Annotated in this window: 26 protein-coding genes, 1 rRNA gene and 1 other annotated feature; all 27 genes read left to right on the forward strand. The window is 50.5% G+C overall.

Annotated elements, in window-relative coordinates; genetic code table 11:
* Positions 1–192: 192 nt before the first annotated feature.
* Positions 193–309 (forward strand): 5S ribosomal RNA (gene rrf / locus E1757_RS32320).
* Positions 310–561: 252 nt separating this feature from the next.
* Positions 562–1,023, forward strand: coding sequence for a CtsR family transcriptional regulator (locus E1757_RS32325; RefSeq protein ID WP_133236054.1), 462 nt, complete (start codon positions 562–564; stop codon positions 1,021–1,023).
* A 13-nt stretch (positions 1,024–1,036) separates the two neighbouring features.
* Positions 1,037–1,552 carry a protein-arginine kinase activator protein McsA gene (mcsA, locus tag E1757_RS32330; RefSeq protein WP_133236056.1) on the forward strand — a complete coding sequence of 172 codons (516 nt, stop codon included), beginning with the start codon at positions 1,037–1,039 and terminating at the stop codon, positions 1,550–1,552.
* Between the two features lie 77 nt (positions 1,553–1,629).
* Complete coding sequence (mcsB, locus tag E1757_RS32335) at positions 1,630–2,700, forward strand: protein-arginine kinase McsB (RefSeq protein WP_133236058.1); 1,071 nt, start codon at positions 1,630–1,632, stop codon at positions 2,698–2,700.
* Between the two features lie 74 nt (positions 2,701–2,774).
* Positions 2,775–5,216 (forward strand): ATP-dependent protease ATP-binding subunit ClpC, encoded by a 2,442-nt coding sequence (clpC, locus tag E1757_RS32340; RefSeq protein ID WP_133236060.1) that lies wholly within the window; start codon positions 2,775–2,777, stop codon positions 5,214–5,216.
* Between the two features lie 171 nt (positions 5,217–5,387).
* Positions 5,388–6,755 (forward strand): DNA repair protein RadA, encoded by a 1,368-nt coding sequence (gene radA, locus E1757_RS32345; RefSeq protein ID WP_133236063.1) that lies wholly within the window; start codon positions 5,388–5,390, stop codon positions 6,753–6,755.
* 118 nt (positions 6,756–6,873) lie between these two features.
* Entirely contained in the window at positions 6,874–7,953 is a 1,080-nt protein-coding gene (disA, locus tag E1757_RS32350; protein WP_133236066.1) for a DNA integrity scanning diadenylate cyclase DisA, read from the forward strand.
* 73 nt (positions 7,954–8,026) lie between these two features.
* Complete coding sequence (gene pssA, locus E1757_RS32355) at positions 8,027–8,764, forward strand: CDP-diacylglycerol--serine O-phosphatidyltransferase (RefSeq protein WP_133236068.1); 738 nt, start codon at positions 8,027–8,029, stop codon at positions 8,762–8,764.
* A gap of 161 nt (positions 8,765–8,925) precedes the next feature.
* Positions 8,926–10,020, forward strand: coding sequence for a PIN/TRAM domain-containing protein (locus E1757_RS32360; RefSeq protein WP_133236070.1), 1,095 nt, complete (start codon positions 8,926–8,928; stop codon positions 10,018–10,020).
* A gap of 75 nt (positions 10,021–10,095) precedes the next feature.
* Positions 10,096–10,800 carry a 2-C-methyl-D-erythritol 4-phosphate cytidylyltransferase gene (gene ispD / locus E1757_RS32365; RefSeq protein WP_133236072.1) on the forward strand — a complete coding sequence of 235 codons (705 nt, stop codon included), beginning with the start codon at positions 10,096–10,098 and terminating at the stop codon, positions 10,798–10,800.
* Positions 10,797–11,282: a 2-C-methyl-D-erythritol 2,4-cyclodiphosphate synthase gene (gene ispF / locus E1757_RS32370; protein ID WP_133236074.1), complete on the forward strand. Its 486-nt coding sequence runs from the start codon at positions 10,797–10,799 to the stop codon at positions 11,280–11,282. Before ispD ends, ispF begins: the two co-directional genes overlap by 4 nt.
* A gap of 45 nt (positions 11,283–11,327) precedes the next feature.
* On the forward strand, positions 11,328–12,785 hold the full coding sequence (gltX, locus tag E1757_RS32375; RefSeq protein ID WP_133236076.1) for a glutamate--tRNA ligase: 1,458 nt from the start codon (positions 11,328–11,330) through the stop codon (positions 12,783–12,785).
* Positions 12,786–13,243: 458 nt separating this feature from the next.
* Positions 13,244–13,921 carry a serine O-acetyltransferase gene (gene cysE / locus E1757_RS32380; RefSeq protein WP_425464877.1) on the forward strand — a complete coding sequence of 226 codons (678 nt, stop codon included), beginning with the start codon at positions 13,244–13,246 and terminating at the stop codon, positions 13,919–13,921.
* Positions 13,902–15,302: a cysteine--tRNA ligase gene (cysS, locus tag E1757_RS32385; RefSeq protein WP_133236078.1), complete on the forward strand. Its 1,401-nt coding sequence runs from the start codon at positions 13,902–13,904 to the stop codon at positions 15,300–15,302. Before cysE ends, cysS begins: the two co-directional genes overlap by 20 nt.
* On the forward strand, positions 15,302–15,724 hold the full coding sequence (locus E1757_RS32390; protein ID WP_133236080.1) for a Mini-ribonuclease 3: 423 nt from the start codon (positions 15,302–15,304) through the stop codon (positions 15,722–15,724). The genes cysS and E1757_RS32390 overlap by 1 nt, the downstream gene beginning before the upstream one ends.
* Positions 15,725–15,730: 6 nt before the next feature.
* Complete coding sequence (rlmB, locus tag E1757_RS32395) at positions 15,731–16,492, forward strand: 23S rRNA (guanosine(2251)-2'-O)-methyltransferase RlmB (protein ID WP_165972382.1); 762 nt, start codon at positions 15,731–15,733, stop codon at positions 16,490–16,492.
* Between the two features lie 14 nt (positions 16,493–16,506).
* The gene (locus E1757_RS32400; protein WP_133236082.1) at positions 16,507–17,022 is read left to right on the forward strand and encodes an NYN domain-containing protein; all 516 of its coding nucleotides are present in this window, start codon (positions 16,507–16,509) and stop codon (positions 17,020–17,022) included.
* Between the two features lie 134 nt (positions 17,023–17,156).
* Positions 17,157–17,801 (forward strand): RNA polymerase sporulation sigma factor SigH, encoded by a 645-nt coding sequence (sigH, locus tag E1757_RS32405; protein WP_133236084.1) that lies wholly within the window; start codon positions 17,157–17,159, stop codon positions 17,799–17,801.
* A 239-nt stretch (positions 17,802–18,040) separates the two neighbouring features.
* Positions 18,041–18,190 (forward strand): 50S ribosomal protein L33, encoded by a 150-nt coding sequence (gene rpmG, locus E1757_RS32410; protein WP_028552031.1) that lies wholly within the window; start codon positions 18,041–18,043, stop codon positions 18,188–18,190.
* Positions 18,191–18,207: 17 nt separating this feature from the next.
* The gene (secE, locus tag E1757_RS32415; RefSeq protein WP_133236086.1) at positions 18,208–18,408 is read left to right on the forward strand and encodes a preprotein translocase subunit SecE; all 201 of its coding nucleotides are present in this window, start codon (positions 18,208–18,210) and stop codon (positions 18,406–18,408) included.
* A 27-nt stretch (positions 18,409–18,435) separates the two neighbouring features.
* Complete coding sequence (gene nusG, locus E1757_RS32420) at positions 18,436–18,969, forward strand: transcription termination/antitermination protein NusG (RefSeq protein ID WP_133236190.1); 534 nt, start codon at positions 18,436–18,438, stop codon at positions 18,967–18,969.
* Positions 18,970–19,011: 42 nt separating this feature from the next.
* On the forward strand, positions 19,012–19,437 hold the full coding sequence (rplK, locus tag E1757_RS32425) for a 50S ribosomal protein L11 (RefSeq protein ID WP_133236088.1): 426 nt from the start codon (positions 19,012–19,014) through the stop codon (positions 19,435–19,437).
* A gap of 207 nt (positions 19,438–19,644) precedes the next feature.
* Positions 19,645–20,337, forward strand: coding sequence for a 50S ribosomal protein L1 (rplA, locus tag E1757_RS32430; protein WP_133236090.1), 693 nt, complete (start codon positions 19,645–19,647; stop codon positions 20,335–20,337).
* Positions 20,338–20,392: 55 nt separating this feature from the next.
* Positions 20,393–20,553 (forward strand) — a sequence feature (ribosomal protein L10 leader region).
* Positions 20,554–20,766: 213 nt separating this feature from the next.
* Positions 20,767–21,279: a 50S ribosomal protein L10 gene (gene rplJ, locus E1757_RS32435; protein WP_133236092.1), complete on the forward strand. Its 513-nt coding sequence runs from the start codon at positions 20,767–20,769 to the stop codon at positions 21,277–21,279.
* Positions 21,280–21,333: 54 nt separating this feature from the next.
* Positions 21,334–21,696 (forward strand): 50S ribosomal protein L7/L12, encoded by a 363-nt coding sequence (rplL, locus tag E1757_RS32440; RefSeq protein ID WP_133236094.1) that lies wholly within the window; start codon positions 21,334–21,336, stop codon positions 21,694–21,696.
* Between the two features lie 723 nt (positions 21,697–22,419).
* Positions 22,420–23,013: a class I SAM-dependent methyltransferase gene (locus E1757_RS32445; protein WP_133236096.1), complete on the forward strand. Its 594-nt coding sequence runs from the start codon at positions 22,420–22,422 to the stop codon at positions 23,011–23,013.
* Positions 23,014–23,340: 327 nt separating this feature from the next.
* Positions 23,341–26,877 (forward strand): DNA-directed RNA polymerase subunit beta, encoded by a 3,537-nt coding sequence (gene rpoB, locus E1757_RS32450; protein WP_133236098.1) that lies wholly within the window; start codon positions 23,341–23,343, stop codon positions 26,875–26,877.
* The last annotated feature ends 34 nt before the right edge of the window (positions 26,878–26,911 follow it).

A 26,911-nucleotide genomic window follows, 5' to 3' on the forward strand; every position in this document is an offset into this window, starting at 1 on the left:
GCGGGACCCCTGATAAAAAAGCAATACAGCTATGCTTGCCGGTTTCGGATCCAGTTTTCAAGGCGCAATAACTTCACCCCACAAAGTGAAGGGAAGCTCCGATGATAATGCCGATTACTTTGCGGGGAGCCCCGAGAGCAATTGGCATGAAGAACGGATGTTCCTTGGCGGGAACATCAAACTTAAACCACGTTTGGTGATGATGGCGGAGGGGAACCACGCGTTCCCATCTCGAACACGACCGTTAAGCCCTCCAGCGCCAATGGTACTTAGACCGCAGGGTCTTGGGAGAGTAGGACATCGCCAAGCAAATACCGGAAGCAGCCGATCCTTAATGGATCGGCTGCTTCTTTGTCGCCTCGGAATTAAGCGGAAATTTTCACCGGTATAATCCAATCTTGAGTCGCCGTTCACAATGCTTTTTGCACGTCGAAAACGCCATAAAAAGCTGCTTGAACAACTTAAAGCGACGCTGTTGCAAATTATTTCAAATCTGCTATAATGTTATTAAAGTCAAAGAAAGTCAAAGTCAATTTACTTCTTGGCTAGGAGGTTGAATTGATGCGTAATATCTCGGAAATAATCGAACAATATTTAAAGCAAAGTTTACAGCAGAGCAATGAAGGCATGATCGAAATTCAACGAAACGATCTGGCTGATCAATTCGCTTGCGTCCCCTCGCAAATTAATTACGTGATAAGCACTCGTTTTACTTTGGAAAAAGGGTACATTGTCGAAAGCAAGCGCGGCGGCGGCGGATATATCCGGATTCAAAGAATCGAACTGAATGCACATGGTTCGGTGCTTGACCATATATTTAAAACAATTAGCGGCCAAATTGATCAAACCACGTCAGAAGGGCTTTTGTATCAATTGAAGGAGAGTGGTTACATTACTTCTAGAGAAGCCGCGCTGATGAAGGCGGCGATTGACAGAGAAGTATTAGTCTTGAAGCTGCCGCTGAGAGACGAAATTCGCGCCAGAATTTTGAAAGCTATGCTGATATCCTTGTTGAGCAAGTAAGGAGGGAATGTCGATGCTATGCCAGGAATGTGGTAAGAAGCAGGCAACGCTTCATTTTACTAAAATATTAAACGGCGAGAAGACGGAATTTCACATTTGCGAATCGTGCGCTCGCGAGAAGGGGGAGTTGATTCCGGGCACACCGAATGGGTTTTCTATCCATAATCTATTGTCAGGTCTGCTTGATTTTGACCCTTCGCAAAACTCCGTGACATCCAAATCGCAGCCCGGACGCTGTGAGCAGTGCGGATTGACATATAGCCAGTTCAGCAAAGTGGGCCGTTTCGGCTGCAGCTCCTGCTACAAGCATTTTGACGACAAGCTCGACCCGCTTTTTAAAAGAGTGCACGGCAATACCGTTCATACGGGAAAGGTTCCCAAACGCTCAGGCGGGTTAATTAAATATAAGAGAGAGATTGAAGATTTGAAAAAGGAACTGCTGCTTCGCATTCAAGGCGAAGAATTTGAAGAAGCGGCCAAACTTCGCGACGAGATCCGCCAGCTCGAGAGAAAAGTCGCTGAAAGTTAAAAGCTAATTAATAAAACACTCGGATTCGCAGTCATTGGATTGCGGCGGGGTTCTCTTTATGGCAAGGAGGAAAACTTATGACAGCTAAAGCGAATCGGTTTACGAAGCAGGCTTTAAGCGACTGGATGAAAAGTGAAGGGCCGGACTCGGATATCGTTATCAGCACACGAATTCGTATAGCGAGAAACTTGCAGTCGTATCCGTTTCCGATGCTCTCCACGAACCAGCAATCCCAAGAAGTGCTTGATAAGCTATCGAGCGTTTTGAATCAGGAGGAGCTGGGCACGATCAGTAATTTTACGTTGCTGACCCTCGATGAGCTGGACGAATTGGAAAAGCGGGTATTGGTTGAGAAGCATTTAATTAGTCCGGCCTTGGCCAATGAATCGCGAAACGGCGCCGTCATACTAAGCGATAACGAATCCGTCAGCATTATGGTGAATGAAGAGGACCATTTACGAATACAATGCTTGTGCCCCGGTTTTCAAATTCAGGAGGCTTGGGATTTGGCCAGCCAGATCGACGATGTTTTTGAATTCGAGTTCGATTATGCTTTTGATGAAAAACGCGGATATTTAACGAGCTGCCCGACCAATGTGGGCACCGGTATTCGCGCTTCGGTCATGATTCACTTGCCGGCCTTAGTATTAACCCAACAAATCAACCGGATTTTATCGGCTATCACGCAGGTCGGGTTAGCGGTTCGCGGCTTGTATGGCGAAGGAAGCGAGGCGCTGGGCAACCTGTTTCAAATTTCGAATCAGATTACGTTAGGGCAGTCCGAACAGGAAATAATCGAAAATTTGTACGGGGTCGTACGGCAAATTATCGAGCATGAGCGGGCGGCGCGCGAAAAGCTTCAACTGGAAACGAAGTCCAAGCTTGTCGACCGCATCAGCAGATCGTACGGCATTATGTCCTACGCCGCAATTATGGATTCGAAGGAGGCGGCTCAGCGCCTGTCCGATGTACGTTTGGGCATCGATTTGGGAATCATTAAGAATGTTCCCATGCAAATCATGAATGAACTGCTGGTGATGACCCAACCGGGTTTTTTGCAGCAGTATGCAGGAGAAAAGCTAACAGCTGAAGAAAGAGACATAAGAAGAGCACAGCTCATTAGGGAAAAACTGACATCGGAGTCTTAGCGCATCGCGAGTTGATTGCTTCTTACATGTCAAACGTACTTCGTTAATACTTATTCTTTATGGAGGTGTTACGCATGATGTTTGGAAGATTTACGGAACGTGCGCAAAAAGTATTGTCACTGGCACAAGAGGAAGCCGTTCGTTTAGGTCATAATAATATCGGAACGGAGCATATTTTGCTCGGTTTGATTCGCGAAGGTGATGGCATTGCCGCCAAAGCACTGATCGCTTTAGGATTAGGTTTGGAAAAAATCCAGGACGAGGTGGAGGCTTTAATCGGCCGGGGACAAGAGCAGCCTACCAACATTGCATACACTCCCCGCGCGAAAAAAGTTATCGAGCTGTCGATGGATGAAGCGCGCAAGCTGGGCCATACTTATGTCGGAACGGAGCATATTTTGCTCGGTCTGATCCGGGAGGGCGAAGGCGTGGCGGCCCGCGTCCTGAACAACCTGGGCGTCAGCCTGAATAAAGCCCGCCAGCAAGTGCTGCAGCTGTTGGGCAGCAGCGAAGTCGTATCCACGAACAGCGGCAGCAGCGCAAACGTCAACACGCCGACGCTGGACGGCCTGGCGCGGGATCTGACGGCCTACGCGAAAGACGGCAACCTGGATCCCGTTATTGGAAGAGGCAAAGAAATTGAACGCGTTATTCAAGTGCTGAGCCGCAGAACGAAAAATAATCCGGTGCTGATCGGCGAGCCCGGCGTCGGTAAAACGGCGATTGCCGAAGGCTTGGCGCAAAAAATAATTAACAATGAAATTCCCGAAACGCTGCGCGACAAGCGAGTGATGACGCTGGATATGGGTTCGGTTGTAGCCGGCACCAAATACCGCGGCGAATTCGAGGATCGTCTCAAAAAAATAATGGACGAAATCCGCCAAGCCGGCAATATCATCCTGTTCATCGATGAGCTGCATACGCTGATCGGCGCAGGCGGGGCGGAAGGTGCGATCGATGCGTCCAATATTTTGAAGCCGGCGTTAGCCAGAGGCGAGCTTCAATGCATCGGGGCAACGACGTTGGATGAATACCGCAAATATATCGAGAAAGATGCGGCTTTGGAGAGACGGTTCCAGCCGATTACAGTAGATCAGCCTTCTCCGGAAGAAGCGATTCAAATTTTGCATGGGCTGCGCGACCGTTACGAAGCGCATCACCGCGTTAAAATTACCGACGATGCCATTGAACAAGCGGTAAAATTGTCCGACCGCTACATTACCGACCGGTTCTTGCCGGATAAGGCGATCGACCTGATTGACGAGGCAAGCTCGAAAGTAAGGCTTCGCTCTTACACCGTACCGCCCGATCTGAAAAAGCTGGAGAGCAAGCTCGAAGATATCCGCAAGGAGAAGGACGCGGCCGTTCAAAGCCAAGAGTTCGAGAAAGCCGCATCGCTGCGCGATACGGAGCAGAAGCTGCGTGAAGAGCTGGATACGACCAAGAACGATTGGAAAGAAAAGCAAGGGCGCACTGACTCCGAAGTAACGCCTGACGATATCGCGCAGGTCGTGGCGAGCTGGACCGGCATTCCGGTCGTCAAGCTGGCGGAGGAGGAAACGCAGCGTCTGCTGAAGATGGAATCGATCCTGCACGACCGTGTCATTGGTCAGGATGAAGCCGTTAAAGCGGTCAGCCGCGCTATCCGCCGCGCAAGAGCAGGCCTTAAAGATCCGAAGCGGCCGATGGGCTCGTTCATCTTCCTCGGTCCGACAGGTGTCGGTAAAACCGAGCTGGCCCGCGCGTTGGCGGAATCGCTGTTCGGCGATGAAAATGCAGTTATCCGGATCGACATGTCGGAATACATGGAAAAGCATTCGACATCGCGGCTGGTAGGGGCTCCTCCGGGGTACGTCGGCTATGAGGAAGGCGGCCAGCTGACGGAAAAAGTTCGCCGTAAGCCGTACTCGGTCGTCCTGTTGGATGAAATCGAGAAGGCGCATCCGGAAGTATTTAATATACTGCTGCAGGTTCTCGAAGACGGCCGACTGACCGATTCCAAAGGACGCACGGTAGATTTCCGCAACACGTTGATCATCATGACTTCGAACGTAGGCGCGGAAATGATCAAGAAAAACTCCTCGCTCGGCTTCACGGCCGCGCAGGATGCCGGCAAAGATTACGGCAATATGAAGGATAAAGTAATGAGCGAGTTGAAGAAGAGCTTCCGTCCGGAGTTCTTGAACCGGATCGATGAGATCATTGTGTTCCACTCCTTGGATGAGAATCATATCTCGGAAATCGTAACCTTGATGGCCGAAGATTTGCGCAAACGTCTGAAAGAGCAAGAGGTCGACTTTATTTTGACCGATAAGGCGAAAGCATTTCTGGCCAAAGAAGGCTTCGATCCGACCTATGGAGCGAGACCGCTGCGCAGAGCGATTCAAAAGCATATCGAGGACCGTTTGTCCGAAGAACTGCTGCGCGGCATGATATCGAAAGGCGATACGTTAACGATTGACGAGCAGGACGGCGAATTAACCGTAGAGCGCAGTCAAGGAGTAACACAATCCTGATAACGGGGCAGGAAGCGAACATCCTGCGGCAATAGCCGCGGGATGTTTTTTTTTATTGCCGCAAGGGGCAGTTTCTTCAGCAAGAGGGTTTTCATTACTTCCCCAAAATGGTAAACTTTGATATACACCGTTTTGTCGGATCGGATTTAATAATCAGCTGGGAGCGTTGGAATGGCTAAGCAAAAAACGAAGTTTTTCTGTTCGGAATGCGGGTTTGAATCGCCCAAGTGGCTTGGCAAATGTCCGGGCTGCCAGGCATGGAATACATTTGTCGAAGAACTGGAAACGGTCACGAAGACGCAGGGGATGCAATCTTCTCTTTTGCGGACGAAAGAAAAGGCCGTTTCGATCATAAATATAAAAGGTACGGAAGAGCAGCGCATTTTGACACGCAACAAGGAATTGAACCGTGTGCTGGGCGGTGGAGTTGTACCCGGCTCGCTGCTGCTGGTTGGCGGGGATCCGGGCATCGGGAAATCGACCCTGCTGCTGCAAACCTCCTATGATTTGACGCAAAGCGAGAAAAAGGTGCTGTACATATCCGGGGAGGAATCGGTTCGCCAGACGAAGCTGCGCGCGGATCGTCTGCAGGCGACTTCCGAGCTGCTATATGTGCTGTGCGAAACGAATCTGGAGCAGATCGAAGCGGCGATTGAGCAAGTGCAGCCCGATTTCCTGGTCATCGATTCCATTCAGACCGTCTACCATCCGGCCATTTCGTCCGCGCCCGGCAGCGTCTCGCAGGTAAGAGAATGTACGGGACATTTTATGCGCATTGCCAAAATAAAAGGTATCGCAACCGTGCTCGTGGGTCATGTTACTAAGGAAGGCGCGATTGCCGGGCCGCGGATGCTGGAGCATATGGTCGATTGCGTGCTGTATTTTGAAGGAGAACGCCACCATTCCTACCGGCTGCTGCGGGCGGTGAAAAACCGCTTCGGGGCGACAAACGAAATCGGCATATTTGAAATGCAGGAAAACGGGCTGGTAGAAGTGAATAATCCTTCCGAGCTGTTTTTATCGGAGCGGCCGCTGGGCGTATCGGGCTCTACGGTAGTTGCGAGCATGGAAGGAACCCGGACTGTGCTTGTCGAGCTGCAGGCGTTGGTTTCGCCGACCAATTTTCCATCGCCGCGGCGCATGGCAACTGGAATCGACCATAACCGGATGGCGTTGATTATTGCTGTGCTGGAGAAAAGAATCGGCATGTTTTTGCAAAATCAGGACGCATATGTCAACGTTGCCGGCGGGGTTAAGCTGGATGAACCTGCCGTTGATCTGGCAATTGCTGTTAGTATTGCTTCCAGCTTAAGGGAGCAGCCTACGCAGCCTTTCGATGTCATATTCGGCGAGGTTGGGCTGACGGGCGAGGTTCGCGGCGTATCCCGCGTCGACCAAAGAGTGAAGGAAGCGGAAAAGCTCGGCTTTCGCCGCGTTATTTTACCGGAAAAAAGCTTGAAGGGCTGGACCCCTCCGGCCTCTATCGAAATTATTGGCGTGAACACAGTGGCGGAGGCGTTAAAGGCCGCCTTGGGGTAATGTATATAGGTGAAAGAACTGCTACCGAACCTCCTTTCCCAAATGGGTGTCCAGTGGGCGGAGCCTTCCGAGGCTCTCCCGGCGGGAAGGGTAGGGAGGGGGATTAGGGAGGGACAACATGAGCAAGGAAGAATTGAAACGGGATGTGATGAGCCAGCTGCTGCAGATGGTCGCGCCGGGAACGCCTTTTCGCGAAGGCCTGGAAAATGTGCTGCGGGCCAAAACGGGCGCACTGATCGTTGTCGGCTACAGCCCGGAAGTAATGGAAATCGTCGATGGAGGCTTTTCCATCAATTGTGATTTTTCGCCGAACTATTTATATGAGCTGGCCAAAATGGATGGAGCGATTATTTTAAGCGAAGATTTGAAACGAATTTTATACGCGAATACGCAGCTTATACCGAATTCGTCAATTTCCTCCACGGAAACGGGAATCCGCCACCGGACGGCTGAGCGGGTCGCCAAGCAAACCTCCAAGCTTGTCGTGTCCATTTCCCAAAGACGGAATGTAATCACCTTGTACCAGGGCAATCTTCGCTATTCATTAAAGGACATAGGCGTTATATTGACGAAGGCGAATCAGGCGATCCAAACGCTCGAACGATATAAAACGGTTCTGGATCAGGCGTTGACGAATTTGGGCGCCTCGGAATTCGAGGAGCTAGTTGCGCTCCACGATGTGACGAACGTGATTCAGCGCGTCGAGATGGTGCTGCGCGTTAAAGCAGAAATAAAGCGCTACATTAACGAGTTGGGGACGGAAGGCCGTCTTATCAATATGCAGCTGGAAGAATTGGTCGGAAATACCGAATTGGAAGCGCAACTTTTGTTAAAAGACTATATTAAAGAGCTAAATGATGATAGAATCAAGGATATGACCAACAGCCTAAAACGGCTGGCGGCAGAGGAAGTGCTGGACCATTATCATATAGCCCGATTGCTGGGTTATCAGCATACGAGCAATCTTGCGGAGGAGACGGTATCGCCAAGAGGCTATCGCGTGCTCAGCAAAATACCGCGGCTTCCTGCGGTCATCATCCATAACCTGGTTGAAACGTTCGGACGACTGCCCCATCTGTTGATGGCAACCATAGAGGAGCTTGATGAAGTGGACGGCATAGGCGAAGTCAGGGCAAGGGCGATTAAGGAAGGCTTAAAGCGGATTCAAGACCAAGTTCTCATTGACAGACATATTTAACTTGCATACAATCAGAGGGTGCTTTAATATAATTAGGTATATTAGGGTACAGTAAACTAGAGGTGGACAAATAATGCTAACTAAATCTCTTCCCAATCTATTTACAGTAGGGAACTTGTTTTTAGGAATAATTTCAATCATTCTCGTTTTTAATAACAGGCCGGAGCTCGCAGCAATTATGGTGATCGTGGCTATGTTATTGGACGGACTGGATGGACGTGTGGCGCGTGCACTGAATGCCCAAAGCGAATTCGGCAAAGAACTGGATTCTTTATCCGATGTTATTTCGTTCGGGGTTGCACCCGCATTTATTATGTATGTGGTTGCTTTTACAGAGCTTAACGCGGCTGCAGCGTGGGTGGTTACTGCGATCTTCCCGATTTGCGGAGCGCTCCGTTTGGCGCGATTTAATGTTGTGGCCGGAACTCCGGGCTACTTTATCGGTCTGCCGATTCCAGCGGCCGGCGGTGTATTGTGTACGCTGGCTTTATTCCATAAAGAGCTGAATACCGTTGTGCTCGTGCTCAGCACCTTGCTGTTGTCGTATCTGATGGTGAGCACCGTGAAATATCCCAATTTCAAAAAAGTGGGAATTCCCAAAGCGGCTATATGGATTACGCCCGTTGTCGTTATCGTCGCCGTTATCGTGGCGGTGAATTATCCGGGCACCTTATCGAAAATGATTTTTGTACCGCTGCTTCTTTATGCGCTGTACGGCTTAAAAAAAAACGTTGAACGCCTGTTGTTTAGGAAACGCAAAAGAAACGGCAAATCCATGGATGATGTGAACTCGGAAACAAGATCGTTATAACGATGCGAATAAGCGAAAATGAAAAGCATTTATTTTCCGTAATCGGAAAGTGAATGCTTTTTTTTTGCATTTCTTTTGACAAAAGACGATTAGGCAGGAAGGATTTGGTTCATAATTATATTGAATGAATTTTTTATAAATGAAAGCGTGGAGGTGATTCTATGATGAAAAGATGGTTTCAGTGCTTTTTTGCAGTTATTGGAGGCATGTTATGTTATGGGTGGAGTGATTCGGTCGGTCAACCATTTTTTAAATTCATAGAGATGTTTGGTGTGAGCGAAGTAGCCGGAAAGGCATACTGGTTGACGGCGGTTGGCGTGCTGCTCTTTTATATAATCGGATCTTGGGCAGCCCATTACGGAATGAAGTGGATGAAGCAAGGGGAGGAAAAAGTCGCGCATATGCCGATTGCCGACCTCTTCGCGGGTACGGCGGGCATGGTGGTCGGCTTGCTGCTGGCGGTTATGCTGCTGACGCCGTTCGGACAGGCGGGGATCGTTTCGCCCCTGCTGCAAGCCATATTTACGGCGATGTTCGGAGTGATCGGATTCCGGCTCGGTTACGCGAAAAAAGAGGAATTCATCGTTCTCCTGTCCAAGGGCCGGAGCTCCAAAGAGCGGAGCGCAGCCGGTGAAATCAAAGGGTTTGAGGAGCATAAAATTTTGGATACAAGCGTCATTATCGACGGCCGTATTGCGGATATTTGCAAAACCGGATTTATCGAGGGGACCTTGGTCATCCCTGAATTTGTACTGGAAGAGCTGCAGCATATTGCCGATTCCTCCGATTTGCTCAAACGAAACCGCGGACGCCGCGGATTGGACATTTTGAATAAAATTCAAAAAGAGCTGGACGTCAAGGTGCTGATTTACGAAGGCGATTTCGAAGAAATCTCCGAGGTGGACAGCAAGCTGGTGAAGCTGGCCAAAGTCTTGCAGGGCAAAGTCATTACAAACGATTTTAATTTAAACAAAGTATGCGAGCTGCAGGGCGTATCGGTATTGAATATTAACGATTTGGCGAATGCGGTCAAGCCGGTCGTGCTGCCGGGAGAAGAAATTCTGGTGCAGGTCATTAAGGACGGCAAGGAGCACGGTCAAGGCGTCGCTTACCTGGATGACGGTACGATGATTGTTGTGGAAGGCGGACGCGACTTTATCGGAATGACGCTGGATGTTCTCGTTACAAGCGTGCTGCAGACGTCGGCGGGCCGGATGATTTTCGCCAAACCGAAACTATTGGAAAAAGCGCTCTAAAACGTATATGATAAGGGGAGCGGCAGCACTTCTGGAAAAAGTGCCCGGATGCAGTAGTTGGCAGGTGGGGAAGCAATGGGGAAGCTGGCGGTTGTCGTCGTAGCCGCGGGCAAAGGCTCGCGGATGCGGACAGAGGAGAGCAAGCAATATTTACATTTGAACGGGAAACCGATTATTGTACATACGTTGGCATTGTTTCAGCGGATCGCGCAGGTCGATACGATTGTGCTGGTAACCGGAACCGATGACATGGAACGGTGTTCGGGCTATGTCGGGCAATATGGGCTAAGCAAAGTAAAGCATATTGTAGCGGGCGGCAAGGAGCGTCAGCATTCCGTATATCGCGGACTTCAGGCGCTCGCTGCGGATACCGAATGGGTAATGGTGCACGACGGTGTCCGCCCTTTTGTGGCGGTGGAGCATGTTGTGGCTTGCTGGCGCAAAGCGATGGAGACGGAAGCCGCCGTCCTAGCCGTTCCGGTCAAGGATACGATCAAGGTGGTCAATTCCGCGGGAACGATACAGTCTACGCCGGACCGGCGGAGCTTGTGGGCGATTCAAACCCCACAAGCTTTTCGTCTTTCTTTGCTGAAACGCGCATATGCGGAGGCCGAGAAGGACGGATTTACCGGAACGGACGACGCCATGCTGGTCGAGCGGATCGGAACGCCGGTTCAAGTCGTGGAGGCCGACTATTACAATATAAAGATAACGACGCCGGAGGATTTGCCTTGGGCGGACTGGATTATTCATCATGTCAGAGGAGAGAGCGTACAATGATTCGAGTGGGACAGGGGTTTGATGTGCATCAATTGGCGGAAGGAAGGAAATGTATTATCGGCGGCGTCGACATCCCTTATGAAAAAGGGCTGCTCGGCCATTCCGATGCGGATGTGCTATTGCATGCGATCAGCGATGCGATTTTGGGCGCACTCGGCATGGGAGACATCGGCAAGCATTTTCCGGATACGGATCAGGCCTACAAAGATGCGGACAGCTATCAATTGCTGCTGGACGTATGGAAGCTGGCTAAAGAAGCGGGCTATAGGCTGGGCAATATCGATTCTACGATTATCGCGCAAAAGCCCAAAATGGCGCCGCATATACCGGCCATGGTGGAACGGATTGCCGCAGCGCTGGAAGCGGCGCCGTCCCAGGTCAATGTGAAGGCGACAACGACGGAGCAGCTCGGTTTTACCGGCCGCGGCGAAGGAATTGCGGCACAATCGGTTGTTTGTTTAATCCAAGATGTGCTATCATAACAAAAATATTCAGTATACGGTTGTCACAGAGGGGAGCAAGCACTTATGTCAGATCAACTGCGTGTCAGATATGCGCCAAGCCCCACGGGCCATCTTCATATTGGCGGCGCGCGTACGGCATTATTCGATTATTTGTTGGCCCGCAAGCTTGGCGGGAAATTTGTTATCCGATTCGAGGACACCGATCAGACGCGGCATGTGGAGTCCGGTATCGGCAGCCAGCTGGAAGGTCTGCAATGGCTTGGCCTGGACTGGGATGAAAGCGTCGATGTAGGCGGCCCTTACGGTCCTTACCGGCAAACCGAACGTCTGGACCTGTACCGGCCGTTCATCGAGCAATTGCTGCAGAGCGGCAGCGCTTATCATTGCTACTGCTCGGAAGCGGATTTGGAGCGGGAGCGCGCGGAGCAGGAAGCGAGAAGCGAAATGCCGCGTTACTCCGGCAAATGCCGTCATGTGACGCCTGAGGAGCTGGAGCGGTACCAAGCGGAAGGGCGCAAGCCGTCCGTTCGTTTTCGCGTAAAGGAGGACCGGGTGATTGCATTCGAGGACCGCGTCCGCGAGCATGTCGAATTTGATTCGGGCGGCATCGGCGATTTTATTATCGTGCGTCCCGACGGAATTCCGACCTACAACTTTGCCGTCATTCTTGACGATCACTTGATGGATATCAATTTGGTCATCCGCGGCGAGGAGCATTTGTCCAATACGCCGAGACAAATTATGATGTACGAGGCGCTTGGTTTGCCGATCCCGGAATTTGCGCATCTGTCGCTTATTTTGAACCAGGACCGCAAAAAAATGAGCAAGCGGGACGAATCGATCATTCAATTTATTCAGCAGTATCAAGAGCTCGGTTATTTGCCCGAAGCGGTCATGAACTTTATCGCGCTGCTCGGCTGGTCGCCTAAAGGTGAAGAGGAGATTTTCTCCAAGGAAGAGCTGATCGAGCAATTCGGTTTGGACCGCGTCTCGAAGAGCCCTGCCGTATTCGATATGGATAAGCTGAACTGGATGAACAATCATTATTTGAAAAAGGCGGAGCTGTCCCGCGTCGTGGAGCTCTCCTTGCCGCATCTGCAAAAGGCCGGTCTCGTGCCGGAGCAGCCAGGAACAGAGCAGCTGGAATGGGTGACGCGCCTCGTCGGGCTCAATCAGGAAAGAATGCAGTATGCTGCGGAAATCGTCCCGTTATCGGAGCTGTTCTTCCAGGATGAAGTCACGCACGTTGAAGAAGAAGCCAAGGCGCTGCTTGCGGAAGACCATGTTCCCATCGTGCTGCGCGGCTTTTTGGATGAAGTGGAAAAGGCCGAGACATTCGCGGCCGAGCATATTCCGGCCATGCTGAAGGCGGTGCAGAAAGCGACGGGCTACAAGGGGAAGCAGCTGTTCATGACGATCCGTGTCGCACTCACCGGACAGACCCACGGCCCCGATCTCAATATGACGGTGTTTCTGCTGGGTAGAAATAAAGTCGTCGCCCGACTGAATAAATTATTGTAAACCGTACCCTTTTTCGATATAATATCAGCAAGCATCCGGTTGAACCGGAAATGAGCAACTTGAAATGACATATTTGGCGTCGATCAGGAGAGTACAAATGCTGCAAGGGTTTTACAGAGAGGACAGCCGGCCGAATGCGCCGGGCTGAAAGCTGTCCATTCCCGCGGATTGGAAATGCACCTGGGAGCCGTATCGACGAGCTGCCGCGCTGGCTTGGGAACATGAAGCGAACGCCAGGCAGGGTAGTCTTACCGTACCGTTCACGTTACGAACGCACAAGATGGACGCTGCGCGCAGTTATGCATGCACGTCCAAGCAGAGTGGAACCGCGACTTTACGCCTCTGCAGCCGTCAGGCTGTAGGGGCTTTTTATTTTTCGGCCATTATCGGGGCTCGGCCGGGCTCATGCGTCTATTTTCATTGCCGATATGGAAAGCGAGCAGTAAGAAAGCAGGTGGATGTTCTTGTTTAATCAAATGAGAGAGGATATTGCAACTATATTCGAGAACGATCCCGCGGCCCGCAGCGGGTTTGAAGTGGTATTCACTTACTCCGGGCTGCACGCGCTTTGGGCGCACCGGCTCGCTCATCGATTTTATAAACGTCAATGGTATACGATGGCAAGAGTGATATCCCAGATCAGCCGCTTCATGACAGGCATTGAAATTCATCCGGGCGCCGTGATCGGCCGACGCTTTTTCATCGACCATGGGATGGGCGTTATTATAGGCGAAACCTGCGAAATCGGCGACGATGTCGTGCTGTATCAAGGCGTCACCTTGGGCGGTACGGGCAAGGAGAAGGGCAAGCGTCATCCGACCATCGGCAACAATGTCGTTATCTCGTCGGGGGCCAAGGTGCTCGGTTCCTTCGTCGTCGGGGACAACTCGCGGATCGGCTCGAACGCCGTCGTACTGAGCGAGGTGCCTCCGAACAGCACCGTTGTAGGCATTCCTGGACGTGTGGTGAAGCGCGACGGCGTTCGCGTAGGACGGCTGGATCATCATAATTTGCCCGACCCGGTCATTGACATGTTTCGTCAGATGCAGGAGCAGATCGAGCAATTGAAGGCCGAAGTGGCAGCTATTAAATCCAAGAGCGGGGGTAGCCAGGAGCATGGCGCTAAAAATTTATAATACGCTTTCCAGGACGAAAGAAACGTTCCAAACTATAGAACCCGGCAAAGTAAAGATGTACGTATGCGGCCCGACCGTGTACGATTACATCCATATCGGCAATGCGCGGCCAATGATTTTTTTCGATGTGGTCCGGCGCTATTTGGAATCGACCGGCTATGACGTAACCTATGTCGTAAATTTCACCGATGTGGACGACAAGCTGATTAAAAAAGCGGCGCAAATGGAAGTGACGGTTCCAGAGGTAGCGGATCTATTTATTCGTAAATTTTATGAAGATACGGAAGGTCTCGGCATCCGCAAAGCGACGCTGAACCCGCGGGTAACGGAAAATATCGATGAAATCATCGCTTTTATCGAAGGTCTCGTAAGCAAAGGCTATGCCTATGAAAACGGCGGCGACGTTTATTTCCGGACGACGAAGTTCGCGGAATACGGCAAGCTGTCGCATCAAAACCTGGAGGAGCTCCAGTTCGGCATCCGGGTCGAGGTGGACGAGCGCAAGGAGAATCCGCAGGATTTTGTGCTGTGGAAGGCGGCCAAGCCCGGCGAAATTTCGTGGTCCAGCCCTTGGGGCGAAGGCCGGCCAGGCTGGCATATCGAGTGCTCGGCGATGGTCCGCAAATATTTGGGCGAAACGATCGACATTCACGGCGGCGGCCAGGATTTGCAATTTCCGCATCATGAGTGCGAGATTGCCCAATCCGAATGCTTCACCGGGCATACGATGGCCAACTACTGGATGCATAACGGATATATCAACATTAATAATGAGAAAATGTCCAAATCGCAGGGCAACGGCGTCAACGTCCATCAGCTGCTGCAATCGCTGAGCCCGCAGGTCATTCGCTATTTCATGCTGTCCGCGCATTACCGCAATCCGCTAAATTTCAGCGACGAAACAGTCGAACAGGCGAAAAACGGGTTGACCCGGATTGAAAATTGCCTGGCCAACGTGAAACACCGGCTGGCTGCAGCCGAGAGCGGGGAGGCGGCTTCCGACGTCGTTCTGGCTGTCGATGAGGCGCGCCGGCAATTCGCGGCGAAAATGGACGACGATTTCAATACGCCGGACGCGGTGACGGCTATTTACGAGCTCGTCAATGCGGCTAATCTGCACTTGCAGCAGGAGCGGGTAACCGCAGGCTCCCTTGAGCTGCTGCTCGGGCAATTCGAGGCGATGGACCGAATCCTGGGCATACTAGTGCAAGCCGACGAAGATTTGCTCGACGAGGAGATCGAGCAGCTGATTGCGGACCGTACCGAAGCGCGCAAAACGAAAAACTGGGCGCGCGCCGACGAAATTCGCGATTTGTTGACGGAGCGAGGCATCATTCTGGAGGATACGGCGCAAGGTATCCGCTGGCGGCGCAACAAATAATGAAAGAGCCATTCTCTCTCGATTCCGGGCTCTTTTGCTTCCCGCCGGCCAAAGAACCGAGGCTCTTGAATCCGATCGTGCTGGCCTATATCGGCGATGCGGTGTATGAGGTGTTTATCCGCCAATACGTCATTGCGCAGACCAATCAGAGGCCTAATCATTTGCACCGGTTATCGACTCAATACGTTTCGGCGAAAGCGCAAGCCAAGTCGCTGCAAAGATGGATGCCTCATTTGACGGAGGAAGAAACCGGTATTGTGAAGCGGGGGCGTAACGCCAAATCCGGCACCTCCGCCAAAAATGCCGATATTTTGGAATATCGGCACAGCACGGCTTTTGAATGTTTAATCGGTTATTTATATTACACGAAACAGCTGGAGCGGCTTCAATATTTGATGATGCTGTCTCTGGAACGGGATTAGCCAGCTATGAATGGAGTGACGTTGATGGAGGAAGAATTTATTGCCGGGAAGCATTCGGTGCTGGAAGCTCTCCGGTCCGGACGGACGATTAATAAAATATGGATCGCGGAAAACGCGCAGAAGCAATTGACCCAGCCGATCGTGGCCGAAGCGAAACAAAACGGCGTCATCGTGCAGTTTGCCGATAAACGCAAGCTCGATCAAATGGTCGACAATATTCAGCATCAGGGCGTAGTTGCCCAAGTCGCGGCATATGCCTATGTAGAGGTTGAGGATATTTTGGCGCTGGCCGCGAGCCGGGACGAGGAGCCGTTTATCCTCATTTTGGACGAGATCGAAGATCCGCATAATTTGGGCTCCATTCTTCGGACGGCGGACTGTACGGGCGTTCACGGAGTTATTATCCCGAAGCGCCGATCCGTCGGCTTGACCGCTACAGTATCCAAAACATCGGCCGGAGCGGTGGAATATGTGGCGGTTGCCCGGGTTACGAATTTGGCGCAAACGATCGAGCAGCTGAAGGAACGCGGCGTGTGGGTGGCGGGGGCCGATGTAGCGGCTCAGCAGCAGGTGTATCAGACGAATTTGAATATGCCGCTGGCGCTGGTGATCGGCAATGAGCAGAAGGGGATGGGCAGACTGATCAAGGAAAAATGCGATTTTCTGCTGAAGCTGCCCATGTTCGGCCACGTCAACTCCTTGAACGCATCGGTCGCGGCATCGGTGCTGATGTATGAAGCGGTTCGTCAGCGCTTGTCTGCGAAATAGATGGTTTACCCGGTATGATTCAGGAAATTCTAATCGTAGACGGCTATAATATTATCGGCGCCTGGCCGGAGCTGCAGAAGCTGAAGGAGATCAACCTTGCGGAGGCACGGGACCGGCTCATCGAGGTGCTGGCGGAGTACCAGTCTTTTTCCGGCATGAAGGTGCTGCTCGTTTTCGATGCGTATTACGTCCCCGGTCTGGGCGGCAAATATGTGCAAAGCAAGCTGCGCATTTACTACACCAAGGAAAAGGAAACCGCCGACGAGCTGATTGAGCGTCTCGTTACGCAGCATATCGGACGGCGCAAGCAAATTTACGTGGCAACCTCGGATATGACCGAGCAGCATGTCATCTTCGGCAAAGGGGCGTTCCGGATTCCGGCAAGCGAGCTGCTGGTCAAGATCAGACAGTCGCGGCGGGAAATTCGCCAAAAAATTCGCGACGACGTGCCGGCGAAGCGGAACACATTTGACAGCAACTTGAGCGCAGAGATGAAGGATCTGTTGGAAAAGTGGCGCAGAGGCCAGTAACGACAATGCTTTGAAGCTTTTGCTAATGGGAATTTGGTTGACGATGTTAGATTACATAATGTATACTAATCCTATCTTTACGTGGTTATAAAGGTATAGGTTTCGCAGTCTTGCCAGGGCCGGAGGGATTATTTGTGAGTGTCGACCTCAAAGAATTGAGAATGCATGAATATGACCTCAAGGCAGATGAAGATATTGTCGAGGCGGTCCGTGACGGCGATAGCGATGCGCTGGAGTATTTGATCAACAAGTACAAAAACTTCGTACGCGCCAAAGCTCGCTCTTATTTTTTGATAGGCGCCGACCGCGAGGATATCGTTCAGGAAGGTATGATAGGTTTATATAAATCGATTCGCGATTTTCGGGGAGACAAGCTTGCGTCCTTTAAAGCCTTTGCGGAATTATGCATTACGCGTCAGATCATTACGGCCATTAAGACGGCGACGCGGCAGAAGCATATCCCGCTGAACTCGTATGTTTCGCTGGACAAGCCAATTTACGATGAAGATTCCGACCGCACCCTGCTTGACGTGATCTGCGGTTCGCGCGTAACGGACCCGGAAGAGCTCATTATTAATCAAGAGGAGTTCAGCGGTTTAGAAGATAAAATGGGTGAAATTTTAAGCGATTTGGAACGCCGCGTGCTGATGCTGTATTTGGACGGCCGTTCCTATCAGGAGATTGCGGTCGATTTGGACCGGCATGTGAAGTCGATAGATAACGCCCTGCAGCGGGTGAAACGAAAGCTTGAACGTTATTTGGAAATAAGGGATGCATGAACGGCGCCTTTCGCGGAAGCGGGGGGTGTTTATTTTTTGTCCGTTTAGTTTATCCTTCCCATTTGGCGTTAATACTAGCAAAAGTAAGATCAAGCCGATGAGCGGTTGTGTTAATAGGATTTCCTTGACATGAAAATGGCGCTATGCTAAAGTATTCAGGTAGCCCTAAAAAGAGGCGTTTTTTTGCTGATCGTTTAAGGTTTTCAAAATACGAGGCTGGTCCGTAGGAGGTGTACATCATGCGGGTTATTATTACGTTAGCGTGCACGAACTGCAAGCAAAGAAACTATACGTCCAATAAAAATAAGCGCAACAATCCAGACCGCATGGAGTTGAAGAAGTTTTGCAAGTTTTGCAATGAACATACCGCTCATCGCGAAACTAGGTAGTCTTTGGAGGTGTAGTTGTGTCCTTTTTAGCTAGAATGAAGAACACATTTTCCTTTTTTACGGACAGCTGGTCCGAATTAAAAAAAGTGAAGTGGCCAAGTCGTAAGGAGCTGATCAGCTATACGCTAGTCGTTCTGTTTACGGTTGCCTTTGTAACCATTTACTTCTACGTACTTGATTTGGGGATTTCTGAGCTGCTTCGTCTTATTTTCAAATAAGCGGGAGTTAGGTGGCTAATCATGGAAATGGAAAAAAGATGGTACGTCGTGCATACCTATTCCGGGTATGAGAACAAGGTAAAGGCAAACTTGGAGAAACGCGTCGAGTCTATGAATATGACGGACAAAATCTTTCGCGTTTTGGTTCCGATGGAAGAAGAGCTTGTGAATAAGGACGGCAAGAAAAAAACGGTTATGCGCAAAGTGTATCCGGGGTATGTGTTGGTCGAAATGATTCAAACCGACGATTCCTGGTATGTTGTCCGCAATACGCCGGGTGTGACGGGCTTTGTCGGTTCGACAGGGTCTGGATCGAAGCCGACCGCGCTGCTTCCTGACGAAGTGGAAGCTATTCTTAAGCATATGGGCATGGAAGAACCAAAGCCGAAGATCGACTTCGAACTCAAAGATACCGTACGTGTTATGGTGGGACCTTTTGCGAACTTTGTCGGATCGGTTGAAGAAATTTTGCTCGATAAAGCGAAGCTGAAGGTGCTTGTGAACATGTTCGGACGGGAAACCCCGTTAGAGCTGGACTACCACCAAGTGGAAAAACTTTAAAGTTGCTAATCCGTCATACTACATGTAAGGGGGTGTCACACAATGGCAAAAAAGGTTATCAAGGTTGTTAAACTGCAGGTTCCTGCCGCTAAAGCGAATCCGGCTCCGCCAATCGGTCCGGCTCTTGGTCAAGCAGGGGTTAACATCATGGCTTTTTGTAAAGAGTTTAACGCTCGTACTGCCGACCAAGCAGGTTTGATTATTCCTGTTGAAATCACAGTATTCGAAGACCGTTCTTTCACGTTCATCACCAAAACTCCGCCGGCTGCCGTATTGCTCCGCGTTGCTGCTAAGATCGAGAAAGGTTCCGGTGAGCCGAACAAAAAGAAAGTTGCGACTGTCAACCGCAAAACCGTTCGCGAAATCGCCGAGCAAAAAATGCCCGATCTGAACGCTGCTTCCGTTGAGGCTGCAATGCGTATGATCGAAGGTACTGCTCGCAGCATGGGCGTAGCGATCGTTGACTAATTGGATTCAACAATGTGCGGCAATCGTGCTGCACATCGTGACAACTGACTTGGCTTCGCTTAAGTAGCAGTTGCATACTGTGACAACTGACATCGTTCGCGTGATGCAACAGTTGCACATCGTGACAACCGACTTGGTTTAACCTAAGTAGCGGTTGCACATAAGTGGGAGGAATTTCCGCTAATACCACACGAGGAGGAAAATCAAATGCCTAAACACGGCAAGAAGTATTTGGAAGCTTCCAAGCTGATCGATGCTGAAGCTACTTATGAGCCGGCTGAAGCGATCGAGCTTGTTAAAAAAGCGGCAACTGCCAAATTTGACGAAACCGTTGAAGTAGCAGTTCGTCTGGGCGTAGACCCTAGAAAACAAGACCAAGCCGTTCGTGGCGTCGTTGTACTGCCGCACGGTACAGGTAAAACCAAACGTGTCCTTGTATTTGCTAAAGGCGACAAAGCCAAAGAAGCGGAAGCGGCAGGCGCCGATTTCGTAGGCGATCAGGACATGATCAATAAGATCCAGCAGGGCTGGTTCGAATTTGATGTTTGCGTAGCGACTCCCGACATGATGAGTGAAGTGGGTAAGCTGGGTCGTATTTTGGGTGGTAAAGGTTTGATGCCGAATCCTAAAGCCGGTACGGTTACATTCGATGTAGCTAAAGCGGTTCAAGAGATTAAGGCCGGTAAAATCGAATACCGCTTGGATAAAGCCGGACAAATCCACGCTCCAATCGGCAAAGTGTCCTTCGACGCTGAGAAGTTGGCTGAAAACTTCAAAGCTTTGGTGGATGCGTTGAACAGAGCGAAGCCTGCGGCTGCTAAAGGTGTATACCTGAAAAACATTGCGGTTTCCTCGACGATGGGTCCTAGCGCGCGCGTAAACGTACAAACCTTTAGATAAGGATTGAGCCTGGCAGTTGACTTTTATCGTCACGCATGCTAACCTATCTAAGTTAACAATCGAATATGACTTACCGTAGACAGCAGGTGCCTGATGAATCGGGCTTAATTTCCTGCCGAGGTGTTATGATATAAGATCGGTATCTTTGCTTTGAATCAAAGATTACATCGTTCATCATGCCTTCGCAGTGTCTGCGAAGGCATTTTCGCTTTTGGCGGATGCTTTCGCAAGACGCTGCAGCTGAATTCGTGCTGCGGACGCTGACGAGTTGTTTACGGGATAAGAAAAGTACGGAATCATGGACGCTTACGAAAAATGCTTCCTTAACAGGAAGCACAGATTATGATTACGAAGACAGCTTTCTTACGAAAGCTAAGCTTATGCTTACGAAGAATGCTTCCTTACAGGAAGCACTTAGGAGGTGCAAAAATGGCAAACGCAAAAACCATCGAGATTAAATCTCGGCAAGTGAGTGAAGTAGCTGACAAGCTGAAAGAAAGCTCATGTACGATTGTTGCGGATTACCGCGGCTTGAACGTGGCTCAAGTAACTGAGCTTCGTAAACAACTGCGTGAAGCAGGCGTTGAATTCCAGGTATTGAAGAATACTTTGGCAAGACGTGCTACTGCGAATGCCGAGTTGAGCGCACTGGATGAGTATTTGACAGGCCCAACCGCTATTGCATTCAGTAAAGATGATATCGTAACTCCGGCAAAAATCATGACTGATTTTGCTAAGAAGAACGAGCATTTGAGCGTAAAAGCAGGCGTAGTTGAAGGTAGTGTAGTAGGTTTTGACCAAATCAAGGCATTGGCCGACCTTCCTTCCAGAGAAGGCTTGCTATCCATGTTGCTCAGCGTGCTTCAAGCGCCTGTTCGCAACTTCGCTCTTGCGGTTAAAGCAGTGGCTGAGAAACAAGAAGGCGGCGCACAAGAGGCTTAATCACCTTTGGATGGCCGTTTCATTAAAAAACAATTAATCGGAGGTAACTATACCATGAGTAAAGAGCAAATCTTGGAAGCAATTAAAGGTATGACTGTTTTGGAATTGAACGATCTTGTTAAAGCAATCGAAGAAGAATTCGGCGTAACGGCTGCAGCTCCTGTAGCTGTTGTAGCTGGCGGCGGAGCTGCTGAAGTAGCTGAGCAAACTGAATTCGACGTTATTTTGACGAGCGCTGGCGCTTCCAAAATCAACGTTATCAAAGTTGTTCGCGAAATCACGGGCCTTGGCTTGAAAGAAGCAAAAGATCTGGTTGACGGCGCGCCGAAACCAATCAAAGAAAAAGTGGGCAAAGAAGAAGCTGACGCTGTTAAAGCTAAGCTTGAAGAAGCTGGCGCAGCAGTAGAAGTGAAATAAGAATCCGCTTTTCATGCTGTTCATGAAGCCCCTTGGAGTTTACCTTCAAGGGGCTTTTTCAACCGCCTTGACCGATTTCGCGCGAATAAACGCCAGAAGTGTGCCTGCCGCTAACGTCATAGAGAAGAATGGAACAGCAGTTGATGGATGGGGCGTGGCCTACAGGTGGTTAGCTCGCTCAAGATTGTAGACCGCTGCGCTAACGGACTGAGCAGTCGTTATTTGACCTAATTTCGCCCTTTGCGGATTGTAACGGACCTGAGCGCCTTTATTAGGTTGACCGGCCTCCGAATACTTCCGTTTACGACAAAATAAAAGCTGCTGAGTCCGTTAGCCTGAAAAATGAAGCGTTTGACCGCAAATAACGTCGCTGGTTTCCGTTAGTGGCGAAACGTTTTGTGAAGTTCTTAAGGACGAATGCAAAAAAGAAACGCCAGGAGAAAGTCTACACAAAATAAGCACAACCGTTAAGCGTGTCCCGCAGGGACGAAAGCGATCCAACCGCACTCTGCAGCAGTCCCAGCACAAAGGGTGTCCAGAGGGCAAAGCCCTTTGGAGCCCTCCCTGTAGGGAGGGTTTGGGAGGGTCATAAAAAACCGTATAGCGTGTCCCGCAGGGACGAAAGCGATCCAGTCGCACTATGCAGCAGTCATAACAAAAGGGTGTCCAGAGGGCAAAGCCCTTTGGAGCCCTCCCTGTAGGGAGGGTTTGGGAGGGTGGAATATGGAACATTATTATTCGCAAAAGCCGACTGCGGCGCATCAGATTCAGACAATCGAGGAGACATTGCGCGGCCGCAAGTATACATTTATAACGGATGCGGGAGTATTTTCGAAAAAGGGGGTCGATTACGGGTCAAAGGCGCTGATTGAAGCGCTTGAAATCGATGAGTCGGCCGAGGTGCTGGATGTCGGCTGCGGCTACGGTCCGATTGGATTTGCTGCAGCGGGGCTGGCGGCTCGCGGACATGTGACGATGGTCGATATTAATGAAAGAGCGGTGGAGCTGGCCCGGCAAAATGCGCAGCGCAATCATATTGCGAATGTGGACATTTTGCAGAGCGATATGCTGGGAAAGGTAATGGACCGGCAGTTTGATGTGGTAGTGACGAATCCGCCGATCCGCGCGGGCAAGGAAACGGTGCATCGAATATTCGAGCAATCCTATGAGGTGCTGAGGCAGGGCGGAGCTTTGTGGATCGTTATCCAGAAAAAACAAGGGGCGCCATCCGCTTTTGCCAAATTGGAAAGTTTGTTTGCGAAGGTGACCGAGGTTACCAAGGATAAAGGCTACCGAATTGTTAAAGCTGTGAAATGATTGTATGTGGTGACAAAAAATGTTGACTTGACATTTCATATGTGATATTATAATAAAATGTCAGTATTAAACTGGGATATATGTCTTTAGTTCACTAAAATGTCAAGAAGTTTTTTCTCGCCTGGTGAATAAAAATTGGACATTAGACGTATAATGTTTAAATTTTAAGTAAAGCCTACTAGGTATGAGGAAAATAGTGGCAGTACGAAAGTTGATGTCAGGAAAAGCTTCTAGAAGAAGTGTCACTTGGGCGGTATTTACTCGAGAAGGCTTCAAGGAGAGGCTTTTATTTTGTTCTATTGAGTAGACATGAGGGGTGAATCAAAGTTGGCGGGTCATCTTGTTCAATTAGGTCGACGCAAACGCAGGTCATACGCTCGGATTCATGAGGTGTTGGAAGTTCCAAACCTGATTGAAATCCAACAAAAATCGTACGAGTGGTTTTTGGAAGAAGGATTGCGTGAAATGTTTCAGGATATTTCCCCTATTCAAGATTTTACGGGGAATTTGGTGTTGGAATTCATCGATTACAGCTTGGGCGAGCCCAAGTATTCGGTGGATGAGTCCAAGGAACGCGATGTAACTTACGCAGCTCCGCTTCGTGTGAAAGTGCGCTTGATCAACAAAGAGACTGGTGAGGTCAAGGAACAGGAAGTATTTATGGGAGACTTCCCGTTAATGACGGAAACAGGAACTTTTATTATCAATGGTGCTGAACGGGTTATCGTCAGCCAGTTGGTTCGTTCTCCCAGCGTCTATTTTAGCACGAAAGTGGATAAAAACGGTAAAAAAACGTATACCGCAACCGTCATTCCCAACCGCGGCGCATGGCTCGAGCTGGAGACGGATGCAAAAGATATTATTTATGTGCGGATCGACCGTACCCGTAAAATTCCTGTGACCGTTTTGCTCAGATCGTTGGGCTTCGGCACGGACGCCGACATTTTGGACTTGTTGGGCGACGACGAGTATATCCGCAATACGCTCGATAAGGACAATACGGATTCGACGGACAAAGCTTTGATTGAGATTTACGAACGGCTGCGTCCGGGCGAACCGCCTACGTTGGATAACGCAAGAAGCTTGCTTGTTGCCCGCTTCTTCGATCCGAAGCGCTACGATTTGGCGAACGTAGGACGTTACAAAATCAACAAGAAGCTGCATATCAAAAACCGTTTGTTCAATCAGCGGCTGGCCGAGACTTTGGTTGATACGGAGACAGGTGAAATTATTGCCGAAGCCGGACAACTGCTCGACCGTCGCCTGTTGGACGAAGTTCTTCCGTACCTCGAGAAAAATGTCGGGTTTAAAGAATATACCGCTCCTAACGGCATGAACGAGATGGATCATATTCCGCTCCAATGCATTAGCGTATATTCGCCTATCGAAGACGGCAAGATCGTGAAGGTCATTGCAAACGGCAAGATCGACAAAACGGTGAAAAATATTACCCCTGCTGATATTATTGCTTCGATTAACTATTTTATTAATCTTTTGCACGGAATCGGCAGCACGGACGATATTGACCATCTCGGGAACAGAAGATTGCGTTCCGTCGGTGAGCTTTTGCAAAATCAGTTCCGGATCGGCTTGTCCCGTATGGAGCGCGTTGTTCGCGAACGGATGTCGATTCAGGATGCCAATGTGATTACGCCGCAAGCGTTAATTAATATTAGACCGGTTATCGCATCGATTAAGGAGTTTTTCGGAAGCTCCCAGCTGTCGCAATTTATGGACCAGACGAACCCGTTAGCGGAGCTGACGCATAAGCGCCGTTTGTCCGCACTCGGACCCGGCGGTTTGACGAGAGAGCGCGCGGGCTTTGAAGTCCGCGACGTGCATCACTCCCACTATGGGCGGATGTGTCCGATCGAGACGCCGGAGGGACCGAACATCGGCTTGATCAACTCCTTGTCCACGTTTGCGCGAATCAATGAGTACGGGTTCATTGAAGCGCCGTACCGTTGGGTGGATCCGAAGACGGGGATCGTTACCGAGCAAATTGCTTATTTGACGGCAGATGAAGAGGATAACTATGTTGTCGCTCAAGCGAACGCCAGGCTGACGGAAGACGGGCGACTGGCGGAAGACGCGGCTATCGTTCGTTATAAAGACGATAACTTGATTCTTCCTAAAGAGCGCGTCGATTATATGGACGTTTCGCCGAAACAGGTTGTATCGGTTGCGACCGCGCTGATTCCGTTTTTGGAAAACGATGACTCCAACCGCGCATTGATGGGATCGAACATGCAGCGCCAAGCGGTTCCGCTGCTTATTCCGAAAGCGCCGCTTGTCGGTACCGGAATGGAGCACAAATCGGCTAAAGATTCGGGCGTATGTATCGTGTCCAAGGTCGATGGAGTGGTCGAGCGCGTGTCGGCCAATGAAATCTGGGTTCGCCGTCAGGCGGTTGTCGACGGCAAATTGGTTAACGGCGACTTGATCAAGCATAAGCTGCACAAATTCATGCGTTCCAACCAGGGTACGTGCATCAACCAGCGTCCGATTTGCCATAAGGGCGAGCAGGTTCGCGCCGGCGATATTTTGGCTGACGGTCCTTCCACGGAAATGGGTGAATTGGCGCTCGGACGCAACGTCGTCGTCGCTTTCATGACATGGGAAGGCTACAACTACGAGGATGCGATCCTGTTAAGCGAGAAGCTGGTTAAAGAAGATGTGTACACGTCGATTCACATCGAGGAATACGAGTCCGAAGCCAGGGATACGAAGCTCGGACCTGAGGAAATTACCCGCGATATTCCGAACGTCGGTGAAGATGCGCTCAAAAATCTGGACGAACGCGGTATTATCCGTGTCGGCGCAGAAATTGGCGCAGGCGATATTCTCGTCGGCAAAGTAACGCCTAAAGGCGTCACGGAGCTTACGGCGGAAGAGCGCTTGCTGCATGCCATCTTTGGTGAAAAAGCACGCGAAGTCCGCGATACGTCGCTGCGCGTGCCGCACGGTACGGACGGTATCGTCGTTGACGTCAAAGTATTTACGCGGGAAAACGGCGACGAGCTTCCTCCGGGCGTGAACCAGCTGGTGCGCGTCTACATTGCGCAAAAGCGGAAAATTTCCGAAGGGGATAAAATGGCCGGGCGCCACGGAAATAAAGGGGTTATCGCGCGTATTCTGCCTGAAGAGGACATGCCGTTCATGCCGGACGGCACGCCGGTACAGGTTGTACTGAACCCGTTGGGCGTTCCTTCGCGGATGAACATCGGTCAGGTGCTCGAGGTCCACTTGGGCATGGCGGCCAAGTATCTGGGCATTCATACGGCGACGCCGGTATTTGACGGCGCGCACGAGTATGATGTGTTCGATACGATGGAAGAGGCCGGCATGCAGCGCAACGGTAAAACGATCCTGTATGACGGACGGACGGGCGAGCCGTTCGAACGCGAAGTGACGGTCGGCGTCATGTATATGATCAAGCTGGCGCACATGGTTGACGATAAAATTCATGCGCGTTCCACAGGCCCGTACTCTCTCGTTACGCAGCAGCCGTTGGGCGGTAAAGCTCAATTCGGCGGACAGCGCTTCGGGGAGATGGAGGTTTGGGCGTTGGAGGCCTATGGGGCCGCTTATACGCTGCAGGAAATATTGACTGTGAAATCCGATGACGTGGTAGGCCGCGTGAAAACGTACGAGTCCATCGTCAAAGGGGAGAATGTTCCAGAGCCGGGCGTTCCGGAATCCTTCAAGGTTTTGATCAAGGAGCTGCAAAGCTTGGGTATGGACGTGAAGATATTGTCCGGAGACGAGCAGGAAATCGAAATGAAGGAAATGGACGATGAAGATGAGGTTACGAGCGATAAGCTGAATCTCAATCTTGAAGGCGCGGAGTTAGGTGTAGAATAACGCAGGGCTTGCTTAGCATATAGTACATTCTTCT

It is taken from the genome of Paenibacillus piri, from assembly GCF_004354045.1.
Lineage (GTDB): Bacteria > Bacillota > Bacilli > Paenibacillales > NBRC-103111 > Paenibacillus_S > Paenibacillus_S piri.